Origin of the sequence: Calothrix sp. PCC 6303, assembly GCF_000317435.1 — a bacterium.
Taxonomy (GTDB): Bacteria; Cyanobacteriota; Cyanobacteriia; order Cyanobacteriales; family Nostocaceae; genus PCC-6303.
In genome coordinates this window covers 2,379,257-2,392,597 of sequence record NC_019751.1, presented here as the reverse complement: position 1 = coordinate 2,392,597, position 13,341 = coordinate 2,379,257, and the positions used below count along the sequence as shown (strand labels likewise).

Genomic DNA, 13,341 nt, shown 5'->3' with positions numbered 1-13,341 from the left:
AAAATATGGAAACAGTCAAACGGATCGAAATTATTGTTAATTATGTAGAACTGAGTAAAATTTTGGAAGGATTGGAAAAATCTGGAGTCCAAGGTTATACGATTATTCGTGATGTTGCAGGTAAAAGCGATCATGGTCATCATAGCCAAGATTTAGCAGTGACGATGTTAGATAATGTCTATATTCTGGCTTTTTGTAAGCCTGAGCGGATTGATAGGATCGCTGCAAACATCGGCGTGGTACTAAATAGATATGGTGGTTCCTGCTTTATTTCCGATTCCATGGAGTTGCCAACCACCAGATGTGTGGGTAGGCAATGATTTAAGCCTAAAAAGAATGTAGAGACGCGACATGTCGCGTCTCTCTGTATTTCAAAAATATACGGAAATGAAAATTCGATTATTTCAAGAACAAGATGCTGAACAAATAGCGTTATTATTTCATCAAACTGTGCGAGAGGTTAATATTCGTGACTATTCTCTTAATCAAGTTAAAGCTTGGGCACCAGACAACATTTATTTTAGAAACTGGTTTAAAACCTGCTCCGAAAAATTGACTTATGTTGCCGAATCCGAAGGATTAGTTATTGGCTTTGGAGAATTAGAACTAAATGGACATATAGATTGTTTCTATTGTCATAAAAATTCTCAAAGAATTGGTGTTGGTAAAAAAATCTATAGTGCAATTCAAACGAAAGCTCAAGAATTACATATTAATCGTTTGTATACCGAAGCCAGCATCACCGCAAAACCTTTTTTTCTCAATATGGGATTCAAAGTAGTGAAAGAACAAAATGTCCAATGTAGGGGGGAAATTTTTATGAATTATGCAATGGAAAAGTTGCTAATAACTGTTTGAGTATAGTGTATATATATTAAGAATTTAAATAACTATCATGACATTACTCAAACAAATTCAATTAATGGCTCAATATAATCAGTGGATGAATGAAAACATATATACATCATCTATGAAACTGTCAAATGAAAAACTCAGTGAAAATAAAAAAGCATTTTTTAAATCGATATCTGGTACCCTAAATCATATTCTAGTAGCTGATATTATCTGGCTAAAAATATTTTCCCAACATCCAGCTAATTATACGGAACTTGAGCCAATAACTAAAATTAAACAACCTACATCTCTAGACCAAATTCTCCACTCTGATTTCGATAAACTTTTCCAGGAACGTAGAGATTTAGATTATCTAATTATTAAATGGTGTCATGAAATATCCGAAGTTGATTTATCCCATCATCTTGAATACAAAAATATGAAAGAGATACCTGCTATTAGAGAATTTGGTAGCCTGATATTTCATTTTTTCAATCACCAAACCCATCATCGAGGACAAGTCAGCACGCTTTTATTTCAAGAAGGAATAGATGTGGGTAACACTGGTTTACAGACGCAAATTCCTGATTATATAGGAACTTGATGAGCTTCTAGTAATACAGAACCCATATAGCATTATCTTGTCGGGTCGTTAAGGAGTATGATAAGTAAATTAGCAATTCTTAACTAAATTTACTCATCCCCACCTTATCCAGGAGCATTGCGTGTATTATTTTCCTCAACAACCACCTTACGTCTTGTTGGTAATTGGACTGTTTATAGCAGTGACATCGGGTGCGGCATTATCAGGTACATTACAACAAGTTATCCAGCAGTGGCAAACCGCAGGTGCTGAAAATTCAGGTTTGCAGTTCTCGAAAAAACCTTTAATATTTCCCTTTTTAGGGATTATGTTGGGAACAGGTTTATTTTTAACTTGTGGTTTAGAAATCTTTGGATTTCCACCATTAATTGCCATAGGAGTTGGACTAACACTGGGTTTGCTGACTTCTGCTTTGATGTGGTTCCAACTGGGAAGTCTGATGAAATTCGTCGAAACTCGCGGAATGCGATCGCTTGATCTCGATTCTCTCAGTTAACTCGTCAAAATACCCAAAAAACATCCCTCTACAAAACTTCGTAGGGGGAAAATTTTTTATACCCACAGCATAGATATTTTAATTATCGGTGTAGATTTACCCTGTTCCCTGCTTACTGTTTACTGGTCCCTGTTCCCTGTCTTGCTACCCTTGGTTGTTCCACATAACCATAAACTAATCGAGAAACCTGAGTAATAAAACTTTTAGCACGAGAATCACCAAAAGGTCTTCTCACCATAATCCCTGCTAAATAACGTTTTCCCGATGGTGTTTGCACAATTCCAGCATCTCCCAAAACTATCCCCAAAGTCCCAGTTTTGTGAGCAATTATAGTACCTTTGCCTAAACCAGATACCAGCAGACTTTGATTTTCTACCCTACGCATTATATCTAGAACTCGGTTACGACTTCTATCATTTAATAGTTGGTTATTTGCAATCAAAGCAGATAATCTCACCAAATCTTTAGGACTGCTAGTATTAGTCCCCTTGAAATCACCCAATAGGTTACGAATGACTGTATTTTGCAATCCCCAAGCACGGAATTTGGGATTCAATTTTGCTTTACCACCCAAGCGATCGATGATCATGTTAGTAGCAGTATTGTCACTAATAGTAATCATCTTGGTAGCAGTTTCCAGCAAACTAAACTTACTACCCGCAGGTTTGTATTGAAAATTTCCCGAACCACCAGTAATCAAATTCCTTCGCATTACCAAAGTTTCATTCAGCTTAATCCTACCTGCATCAATTTCTTGAAACAGAGCAATCAAAATTGGAAACTTGATCGTACTAGCAGCAGGAAAAGCTTTTTCCCCGTTGAAGTCAATATAATTACCAGTTTGCAAATCCAAGAAAAATATTCCCGGATCTAAAGAACTATAACGGTTCATCAGTGACTTTACCTGAGAACTCACGGATGATATTTCACTACCCAATTTAACAACACCAGCAAAGGTAGAAGTATCACCAATAGCAACAGGTATTTTGTCCTCACTAGATTGAGGAACATTATTAGTATTGCGTTCAATAGCAGAAAAATTAACTATCCAGTGGGAAGAAGAATCACCACGAATCAAGAGTTTTTCGGGAGAAACTGTATATCCTGCTGCTAATTCCACTACTAAACGAGTTGTAGTGTCATCGACTTTACCGACACGGATTTCTTGAACTGCGGAACCAAAACGCTGACGCAATGTATTTCCATTCACATCAGTTCCCGGTAAATCAATCACAACTCTTGTGGGACTACCAATAATAAATGCTTTGGGTTTTACCCCAGATTCGGTGGTAATATTTAATTGATTTTGGGCTTGGTCAAAATACCAAGATTCCAAACGAGATGCTTTAGCTGGAGTGGAAAGCATAACAATACTCACCACGCTAAGTAGCAAAAAGCGTAATTTCATAAGTGTTATTTCGATGTGTGAGGGAAGTGACTTTCACCAATTTTCCAAGTTTCCACGGTACATCCGGAAGAAAACTACACGGCAATTGGAGGTAAATCATTACCCCAAGACACAAAAATTACAATATTGTTCCGCCAGATTTATCAAGGAAATGTGTTTGTAGCAGCTTTCAAGCATCTAAGTAGGAGAGTTCTAAATAAAAAATATCCCAAAATCTTTTGTGGTGTAGTTATCTTGCCTGCTACTAATACAAGAATAGGTAAGATCCCTATCCCACAATATTGGATGATCTTTTTTGTCGAGTTCTCTAAATAAATACGACAGCATAGCTACAACTACTAACCCTCAGCCAAAAGTTCTAATATTTTGCCGTAATACCACTGATTTCGTTCACGGTTTTCTTGCAGTGCTTCTGAGTAACTTTGGCAATCTTTAAGATAACTTTGCCAATTATCAATATTACAAATAAATTTATTTTTTTGATAAGAATGGAAAATTGTTTTCTTAAATAAAGAGAGCTTGAATTGAGGCTGAAACCACTTTTCTACTGGGAAAATCCCCGGACTATGTTTAAAAGTATAAAACTTACTGGTAAATGGAAAAGATAAGACTTTTCTTCCTAGTAATGTTCCCCAATATGCTCCATGATAAGAACTAGTTAGTATGGTTTCACCTGATCCTAAAAAATCTAAAATTTCATCTAGATTTTGAGAACTATTAGTCATATGAGGAAAAGGATCGATTTTAATTTGAAACTTCTTATGGGAAAAAACCACAAAGTCATGCTTAATTTCCCTTTTCTTATCAAAGGACTTATGCATACAACTAGCACAGGGAACCCAATTATCTTGATAGTGAGAGTCCCTAATACCAACTAAATCAAACCCTTGATTATATTCAGAATAATCAAAATTTTGAATATCTTGAGGTTGATAACTATCATATATTTGTTGTCCGATTCCCCAGGAAATAAGTTTTGTATTTTTCTTTTGTTGACTAAGCTGAGAAAAACTCTCTAAGAATCTTGAAAATACAAGTCCACCACCACCAACAATAATATGTTTATCTTTTATATCTTCTGGTTTAATTGTTCTAATATCTTCCCTAGTAACAGAATATCCAGGAAAATCAAAGTATAGGGTTGGAGCAGATACTAAGTCTCCAATATTAGTTGAGTCAATGACATGATAATTGATGATGTTTTTCATATTCTAGTTTTATCCAATTTGGCATAATTAGCGACTGATTAATACGTTTTGTTTTTCAAGAGTTCGATTAAAGTAATCTTCCACAACTACATTTATTTCTGACATAAATCTCCCAGTAGAAAATAAATCTACCTGATTTGCCAAAGATATAATTAACTGGTTTCGTTTATCTTCATGACTCAAAACATGAACAATTCTATTTACCGCTTCCTCTTCAGTATTAAAAAATAACTCTTGATTGTGTTCACCAACAATTTCAATTTGCCCACCTTCACCTTTGACAAAGGGAATAGCACCAGCTTTCACCATTTCTGCAATTGATATACCAAACGGTTCTCTCTTGAAGTGAATCCCGTACTTACATACACTTACAAGTTTAATATATTCCTGATATGGCAAGTTTTCGTGTAAAGTAATCCAATCAGAATTTTCTTGAACTATTTTATGGATAAAATTATTATATTTCCATCCATAGATGCCTCCACCACCACCTGTTAGATGTAACTTAATATCAAAGCCTTGTTCACGAACTAATTTGAGGATTTTAATTACTCGGTGAGGCTCTTTGGCTTTGACTATCCTACCACTACAAATAAAAGTATTCTCTTTCTGATGCCAAGGTATATTTTGAGGTTCCATAACCACAGGAGGATACACAACTTTAGCATCTACACCATAAATTTCTTTAGTACGATTTGCTATCCAACGAGAATTAGCAACAGAAACATTTTGTAGTAGATTTTTCTGAGAAAAATTAGAGATTTTTTGATGAATAGGTAGACCTTCTTCTAATACTTGAGTCCAATGGATGTAGTGAATTCCAATTTTGTCGCCTAAATCTGCGGCATTATATCCAGATATAACTAAATCATAGCTATTAGCTTTTTGCTTTAACATCCTCAATACTAGATGGATAAACATCATTCTTAATTGTTGGTTATTTGCAATTAAAAAATGACAAATATTACTTATAGCATCAGGTACCAGCTTGAAAATTTTTATATTACGATTAGATAAGCTAGTTCCGTACATTGAATCTAGTTTTTCAAAATTAATATTTGCTAAGGTAAATAGAGTTAAATCATACTTATCTACTAATGCTTGGAGCATCCATAGTGCAACTGTCTCTGCTCCACCACCCATAAAATATGGATAAAATACTGCAATTTTTTTCATGATTTATTCCCTTGGATATAAAATGTATGGAAGAATATCAAGCAATTATGGAGATTTGTTAGAAGCTCAAATTTTTGATTTTTCTAAGACTTCAACCTTGTCTAATAAGTAAATTGCTAGATGATAAGATTCAGAAATTAGGTCACTTTGTTCTTGAGGATTATCAACTAGCCCATCTGCTAAAGAAACAAATACACTTAGCTGATTTTTCAGTTTTGCCTGAAGTTCATCTAGGATACCTATGAGATGTCCTGAGGTATCATGTGAATAATTTTCTGTACCGCCAGAAGATAATTGTAAGTCTCTACTTAACTTGATATTTTCCTCAAAAATTTCTATATTTGTGACAATTCTTAATGCAGATTTGTAAGATTCTTCCAGTAACTCTTGTCGTTCTTTTGCTTCATCCACCATTCCATCAATCAATAACTTCAAGCAACCAATCATGGAATTTAATCTTGTACGAATTTCGTAGGACATACGAATAAACGTCTGCTTGTAATTACTAGTCTTTTCTGCTTTTTCTCCAAATTGCATTGAGTGGAGACGTGAGTAATGACCATTTTTGCTTAATAGCTCTGTATGGTTTCCAACCTCAACAACACGTCCTTGATCAAAAACAGCAATTTGATCCGCTTTTTGGATAGTTGAAAGACGATGTGCAATTACTAAGGTAGTGCGATCGCGGCTTAAATTATCAATTGCAGCTTGCACCAGTCGCTCAGAAACAGTATCTAGTGCGGAGGTTGCTTCATCTAAAATCAGAATCTCTGGATCTTGAAGTAGCGCCCGTGCGATCGCTAAACGCTGACGTTGCCCACCAGATAACATGACACCGCGATCGCCAACCATAGTATCAAACCCTTGGGGCATCTTTTCGATAAATTCATAGGCATTAGCGTGTTTGCTAGCAACCATGATTTCTTCATCGCTAGCATCAGGTTTTCCGTAGGCAATGTTATTCCGTATGGAATCGTTAAACAGGAAAGTATCCTGGCTGACAATACCCATTGCCTGACGTAGACTTTTAATATCAAACTTACGTATATCTAAATCATCAATCGTGATACTTCCAGATATCGGATCATAAAATCTTGGCAATAAATCCGCCAAAGTCGATTTTCCAGCACCAGAACTACCTACCAAAGCTAAAGTAGTTCCCTTGGGTAAAAATAGATCTACATCTTTCAGAACTAACTTTTCATTGCCGGGATAAGCAAAAGACAACTGCTTGAAAGCTACACCATTTTGTAATTTGCTATATGCGACTTCCCCGTTAGGCATAAGGGGTTTATTATCTCGTCGCAAAAAGTCAGTGACAATATCTACGCTAGCCGAGTTATTCGCAAAGCTACTACGAAGGGTATTTAACTGGGCAATTAATGGTAAAAGTCTCATTAATACCAGTAAATATGTGAGCAGAATTGCAGAGAGGGAGGCGATTTTATCAGCAAATAATATTCGACCTAAAAATACAATTAGGATTAAAGCAATAATTCCAGCAACTTCACTAGTAGGTGCAATAATTTCCGAGTTTATTTGAGACTTAAATTCAGCTAATTCTCGATGAGCAATTAACTTATCAATCTTCTGATAGGTTCTTTGCTCGTTACTATTTGCCTTAACTAGGCGAATACCACTTAATGTTTCTATCAAGTTATTAGTGAGCATTTTAGACATATCAGAAAGAACTTTTCCGTAATGTCTAGAACGAGAAATGGCGTATTGATTTACTAAAGTAACAAATGAAAGTAAAACTGTTGAGCAAACTGTTAATTGCCACGAAATAGACAATAAAAAGAATAAAAAAACAAATATTGTAATAATTACTATGATTAATTTAATGATATTATTTAAAGAAATTGCAGCGCGAGGAATTTCTGCATTTAAATTATTCATTAAGTCACCAAGTCTCATCTTGGTGTAGTAATTTATATCTATATCTAATAGTAGCTTTAGTCCATCTCTTCGCATATCTGAAGTGAGGGTGCGGGCTAGAGAACTGGAGGCTAAAGAGCTAGCATAACTAGCCGCATTTTTTAAAGCAATCATCAATATAATTGCTCCTGCCATCACCATAGAACGATAGCTATCCGGCAAATTTTCAAATGGCGACATGATAGCTTTAATAATAGATGGAGCATTAGTTAGATTAATTTCTTGTCCAATAATACTTAAGATTATTGGAACAATCATCGCAACACTAATTCCATTAAATAAAGCACCAGAAAAACCCAAAACAATGGTTGCAATAACCCTCATTGGATATGGCTGTGCAAATTTAGTTAGCTGCTGAATAGTAGACATGGATATTTAAAAAATAATTGAATTTATGATACACCCTATACTTCAAGTAATTTGATGTTTTTTCAGAATAATTGTTCAAAATGATTAATTATTGTTTTATTTATTACAAGTAATTAATGAAGATTTAGCCCAGAAAACAATTGAGATATAATAGATTTCATAGTATCAATACTATAGTATTTAACGCATCTTTCCCTTGCTTGAATACCTCGTTGTTTCGCTAAATCAAAATCTTCAAATATCGCTTGAATTTGTTCAGCAATTTGTTCCGGAGCGTTTGAATCAACTAGATAACCATTGTTGCCTAAAATCTCTGGAATATCTCCGACACGAGTCGCTAAGATTGGCTTTGCCATTGACATTCCATCAGTTAACTTTAATGGGAATTGAGCTAAAGCGGCTGGTGTATTTCGCTGGGGAACAACAATTACATCCGCTGCTGCAACAATATCAGGCATCTGTGATGATGGATATTTTGGTAACTTAATGATCCAACGTCCCCATTTTTCCATAAGTTGACTATCGTAGTCATCGTAGGGACTACCTCCAACAATTACTAGCCTTAAATCTGCTTGATTTAAGATATCTAGTGCCATTAATATATCTTCAACGCCTTTATATGGTCTTGGCGCTCCGGGAAACATTAATGTTCTATATCCAGATAAACCATAACGTGCTTTACTTTCTTCCGAGTTATAAAGTTTGGGGTTAAATAGATTGGTATCTTTCCCATTTGGTAAATAAATGCCGCCAAATTTTTCCTTTAAAAATTGGGTGTGAATTGTAATTGCACTGGCACGCTTAGTCATACCTTCAACCCACTTGATGTAAAGTGGATGGTCTGGATATCTCAAAACTCCATCCTGTTTTAAGATATCTTTTGCAAATTGTTTAATCGATGGACGATACTGCCATTGATCTCCACCATGCCAACTGAGTTCCCAGTCATCTATATCTAAAATTATCGGTTTATGTGTCTTAATTTGATTTAGCAAAGATAGACCAAAAGTAGTCATTTTTGGTCTCATGGCATAGATGATATCACCATCAATTTTTTTGAGAAGTTGAGATGCCGAATTAAGAAATTGTGGATAGTTATAGCCGTTAACATAGCTAACTGGAATTTCAGATTGAGGAATAACAGCAGGTTGATTACCAAACACAAATCCCACAATCTCTACTTGATAACCCAGCTTTTGGAGTGCCTGAGCGATCAAAAAAGAGCGAACACCTCCACCTCCCCATCTTCCTGCTCCAGCGCTTGAAAGGTCGCTGACAAGTAATGAAACTTTTAATTTAGTTTTGCTTTGTTGCAAACTTTCAATATTTTGCTTATGTTGATGCGTGTTAGTTAACATCAGTAATATTACTAGTAATAGATTTCAAAGATGCTCCTGAAATTCTGACAAGCTTGCGATCGCAAGTTTGCTGTCTATATAATTAAATCGTCAAAATCAATCACAATCTAACTTAATGTGTATCTAGACTTCCACTATAAATATACTGATGAATTAAAATATTTTATACAAGCAAGTAAGCGTTAATACTTATTCGTCTGTAAATTATATGATCTATAATTGCTTTATTCAAAAAAATATATTACTCAAACTAAAAAACTTATTTCATTTTTTCTTGTATCATCATTCTCACAATATCTTGCATTTGATATTCTGCTTGCCAGCCTAATTGCTGTTTAGCTTTGGTGGGATTTCCTTTCCCTAAAGCAATATCAGTTGGTCGTAGTAGACTTTTATCAGTAACAACATATTCCTCCCAATCTAAGTTAAATTCTGCAAAAGCATACGCAACAAAATCTTCTAGTTTGTGAGATTTTCCTGTAGCAATTACATAATCATCTGGTTGATCTTTTTGCAAAATTAAATGCATTGCTTCTACATACTCAGGTGCCCAGCCCCAATCACGCTGAATATCAATGTTGCCTAACAATAACTTTTCTTGACTACCAGCGGCAATTCGACAAACTGCTGAGATAATTTTTTGTGTGACAAAACGCTCTGGTCGTAGAGGAGATTCATGATTAAATAAAATACCAGAACAGGCAAATAAGTTATAAGCTTCGCGGTAATTAGCAACTTCCCAAAAGGCTGCTGCTTTAGCTACACCGTAGGGACTTCTAGGACGAAATGGAGTGTTTTCGTCAGCGGCTTCTCCTCCAGTATCACCAAAGCATTCACTAGAACCTGCATTGTAAAATTTAATTGGTTTCCCCAGAAAACGAATTGCTTCTAATAGATTTAAAGTTCCTGTAGCAATACTTTCAAGTGTCTCTACTGGTTGCCCAAATGAAAGACCAACTGATGTTTGTCCTGCTAAGTTGTAAACTTCATCTGGCTGAATTTTGGTAAGTATTTGGAGGACGCTACGAAAGTCGTTGAGGGCAACTGATTCTAACTTAATTTGCTCTCGAATACCTAAGCGAGCTAAGTTGTTAAAGGATGACATTTGAGCATCCCGTGAGGTACCACAAACGTTATAATTCTTATTTAGGAGTAACTGCGCTAAATAGGCTCCATCTTGACCTGAAACACCGCAAATAAGGGCTGTTTTCATAGTTTTTGTTTAGTTAGCTATTTTAGAAATTAAAAATATTTATAGAGAAAATTGCAAGATTAATAACTAGATTGAGTTAATACATCTTTGAACTATTAGATATAGCAATCCTGATAATTTACTCAAAAATATAATGCAGCATTTTATAAGTATTACAGCCCTCCTAAACCCTCCCCTTTGCAAGGGGAGAGTAAGCGATGAAATTAAGATATGCTGTATCTAGGTTCAATTTTTGAATAGGTATTTTCTAATTTTGCTTTACCTAAATGCTGATGAAAAATATTTTTCAAACAATTTATGGATTGCTACACTTAATAGATAATATTTTACCAACCAATTAATTTAAGCTGTCCGGTTTGAACTTGGTCAAATATACGATTTATCTGACGACGTTCACCATCACTAATGCGACTATTTCCTAAAATTTTTGATGTTAGCAAAATATGATCTTGACGGCTCAATCTTCCTGAAAAAATAATTCTATTGACTATCCTAGCAACAATTGTTTCCCGTTCCATACTTTCTAATCTCGGCATAATTTGTAATCCATATTTAGGTAGATACACAAAGCAATATTTACTCAACAGTCATTTTGTTAAAGTGAGTATTAAAAAACAAAAATTATTAAAATTGAAATGTTGCAGGTAAATATTGATGTTTTTGATATCAAAACTTTTTGATACCTTTATATAATAAATTTAACTTTGTGCTGGCACATCTTTCCAGGGAATTTATACTGATATATCGGGAAAGTGAGATATTTTATAATTTTGATTTTAAGTAAAAATACAATTGACTTTCACAATCTTTATAATAGGTAATGCAAAATACTCTTCCACTTGATGAAATATGGAGGAATTACAGTACCTTAGTATTAGGTCTAACTAAAAACTGTCAAATTTTTATAAAGGAATTCAAAAAATGCAAGTTATCCTCATACCAGCACTTGCAGATAATTACATCTTCTTGTTGTATGACTCAAAAAGAGGTATTGCCGCAGTGATTGATCCGGCAGTTGCAGAGCCAGTTTTAACAAAACTTCATGAACTGCAAGCTGAGTTAGTGGCAATTTTCAATACTCATCACCATCATGATCATGTAGGTGGTAACAAGAAATTGATACAATGTTTCCCTGATGTCAAAGTATACGGAGGTGTGGAGGATAGGGGTAGAATACCGGAACAGCAGGTTTATTTAGAAGATGGTTCCAAGGTTGAATTTGGTAATCGTCAAGCTGAAGTTTTCTTTGTTCCTGGACATACAAGCGGACATATTGCCTATTATTTTCCTCCGCAGCACTCGGATGAGATGGGTGAGTTGTTCTGTGGTGATACGTTATTTGGGGGTGGTTGTGGTCGTCTATTTGAAGGGACACCATCCCAGATGGTAAGCTCTCTGAGTAAACTGCGATCGCTTCCTAACTCTACACGGGTTTGGTGCGCTCACGAATATACGCAGAAAAATCTCGAATTTGCACTGACAGTGGATTCGGGAAATATTCAGCTACAGCAAAGATATGATGAAGTTAAAAGCCGTCGGCATCGGCAAGAAGCAACAGTTCCTTTGTTGTTAGGAACCGAAAAACTTACCAATCCTTTCTTAAGATGGGATATCCCAGCACTACAAGCTGCTGTTGGTGGTGATGAATCTGTAGTTACGTTTGCACGATTACGGGGAATGAAGGATAAATTTTAATTTTAACTTGTAATTCTGGGGAGTTGCGATCGCGTTTATCATCTAAGATTAGAATCGCTCCCCTCAACAACGAAAAATCAGTCTGAATTGAGGGTTGCGATCGCGTAGTGTTCCATAGGAATATCGGGCTATGGATTCTGTTAGGATCTTTGGGCTATATATATATAGCTGTATACTAATCGAATGCGATTAAATCAGTTATCAGTGAAGAGTCAACAGTGAGCAGTGAAAATTAATATAACCGATACTTTACCTGCGGTACACTTCGTTCCGACAAACTCAGTATAGGTAACTGATAACTGCTAACTGATAACTGATTATTACCAAGTTAGTCAAATTTGACAGATAAAGAGAGTAAAGCGAAAACAATGGCGAAGCGAGTACAACTAGTTTTAAACCAAGATATCAGCAAATTGGGTAAGTTTGGCGACTTAGTGGAAGTTGCACCTGGTTATGCACGTAATTATTTGATTCCTCAGAAGTTGGCAACCCATGCAACTCCTAGTATTCTTAAGCAAGTAGAACGTCGTCGTGAAATTGAACGTCAACGTCAGGAAGAACTGAAACAGCAAGCATTGACACAAAAAGAAGCTTTGGAAAAGGTGACTGGTTACACAGTTTCTGTTCAAGCTGGTGAAAATGATGCAATTTTTGGTACTGTTACCACCCAAGATGTTGCTGATGTAATTAAACAAAACGCAAATCTTGAAGTTGACAAACGTGGTATCACTATTCCTGATATTGGCAAGTTGGGTACTTATGAAGCAGAAATCAAGCTGCATTCAGATGTAACTGCCAAAGTCAACATCCAAGTTGTCGCTAGCTAAACCAAATTCCTAGATTTGCAGGTAAGTAGATGATGGGGCGGGGAAACTCGCTCTATTATTTTAGTTACGGCATAGATTTTTCCTGGGGACAGATATCCCCAACATTTTCTAAGGGACTTCCAGAAAATAAACTATTCCATTGGAAATAATGATAATCATTTTAAAGGGGGATGAAGGGGCGTGCCGACGGCAGCCCCTTCATCCCCCCTTTTGTA

At 35.6% G+C, this 13,341-nt stretch carries 13 protein-coding genes; 6 read left to right on the top strand and 7 right to left on the bottom strand.

What is annotated here, in order from left to right:
* The first annotated feature begins 5 nt into the window (after positions 1 to 5).
* The 4 genes from CAL6303_RS09765 (at position 6) to CAL6303_RS09750 (ending at position 1,934) form a co-directional block, all read left to right on the top strand.
* Positions 6 to 320, top strand: coding sequence for a P-II family nitrogen regulator (locus CAL6303_RS09765; protein ID WP_015197682.1), 315 nt, complete (start codon positions 6 to 8; stop codon positions 318 to 320).
* A gap of 67 nt (positions 321 to 387) precedes the next feature.
* Positions 388 to 858: a GNAT family N-acetyltransferase gene (locus tag CAL6303_RS09760; protein WP_041739345.1), complete on the top strand. Its 471-nt coding sequence runs from the start codon at positions 388 to 390 to the stop codon at positions 856 to 858.
* Between the two features lie 37 nt (positions 859 to 895).
* On the top strand, positions 896 to 1,438 hold the full coding sequence (locus CAL6303_RS09755) for a DinB family protein (protein WP_015197680.1): 543 nt from the start codon (positions 896 to 898) through the stop codon (positions 1,436 to 1,438).
* 121 nt (positions 1,439 to 1,559) lie between these two features.
* A complete protein-coding gene (locus CAL6303_RS09750) occupies positions 1,560 to 1,934 on the top strand; it encodes a hypothetical protein (protein ID WP_015197679.1) in 375 nt (124 codons plus the stop codon).
* A gap of 112 nt (positions 1,935 to 2,046) precedes the next feature.
* Here the strand turns inward: CAL6303_RS09750 and CAL6303_RS09745 are convergent, their stop codons facing one another.
* From CAL6303_RS09745 to CAL6303_RS09715, 7 genes are all read right to left on the bottom strand, one after another.
* Positions 2,047 to 3,342, bottom strand: coding sequence for a serine hydrolase (locus CAL6303_RS09745; protein ID WP_015197678.1), 1,296 nt, complete (start codon positions 3,340 to 3,342; stop codon positions 2,047 to 2,049).
* Positions 3,343 to 3,680: 338 nt separating this feature from the next.
* On the bottom strand, positions 3,681 to 4,550 hold the full coding sequence (locus tag CAL6303_RS09740) for a polysaccharide pyruvyl transferase family protein (RefSeq protein ID WP_015197677.1): 870 nt from the start codon (positions 4,548 to 4,550) through the stop codon (positions 3,681 to 3,683).
* Between the two features lie 27 nt (positions 4,551 to 4,577).
* Positions 4,578 to 5,726, bottom strand: a complete 1,149-nt coding sequence (locus tag CAL6303_RS09735; protein ID WP_015197676.1) for a glycosyltransferase — start codon at positions 5,724 to 5,726, stop codon at positions 4,578 to 4,580.
* A gap of 66 nt (positions 5,727 to 5,792) precedes the next feature.
* Complete coding sequence (locus CAL6303_RS09730) at positions 5,793 to 8,033, bottom strand: ABC transporter ATP-binding protein (protein ID WP_015197675.1); 2,241 nt, start codon at positions 8,031 to 8,033, stop codon at positions 5,793 to 5,795.
* 113 nt (positions 8,034 to 8,146) lie between these two features.
* Complete coding sequence (locus CAL6303_RS09725) at positions 8,147 to 9,391, bottom strand: glycosyltransferase family 4 protein (RefSeq protein WP_015197674.1); 1,245 nt, start codon at positions 9,389 to 9,391, stop codon at positions 8,147 to 8,149.
* Between the two features lie 259 nt (positions 9,392 to 9,650).
* The gene (locus CAL6303_RS09720; RefSeq protein WP_015197673.1) at positions 9,651 to 10,604 is read right to left on the bottom strand and encodes a GDP-mannose 4,6-dehydratase; all 954 of its coding nucleotides are present in this window, start codon (positions 10,602 to 10,604) and stop codon (positions 9,651 to 9,653) included.
* A gap of 326 nt (positions 10,605 to 10,930) precedes the next feature.
* A complete protein-coding gene (locus CAL6303_RS09715) occupies positions 10,931 to 11,140 on the bottom strand; it encodes a hypothetical protein (protein ID WP_015197672.1) in 210 nt (69 codons plus the stop codon).
* A 385-nt stretch (positions 11,141 to 11,525) separates the two neighbouring features.
* Here CAL6303_RS09715 and gloB point away from each other — a divergent pair, with 385 nt between their 5' ends.
* On the top strand, positions 11,526 to 12,299 hold the full coding sequence (gloB, locus tag CAL6303_RS09710; RefSeq protein ID WP_015197671.1) for a hydroxyacylglutathione hydrolase: 774 nt from the start codon (positions 11,526 to 11,528) through the stop codon (positions 12,297 to 12,299).
* Positions 12,300 to 12,667: 368 nt separating this feature from the next.
* Positions 12,668 to 13,126: a 50S ribosomal protein L9 gene (rplI, locus tag CAL6303_RS09705; RefSeq protein WP_015197670.1), complete on the top strand. Its 459-nt coding sequence runs from the start codon at positions 12,668 to 12,670 to the stop codon at positions 13,124 to 13,126.
* Positions 13,127 to 13,341: the final 215 nt, after the last annotated feature.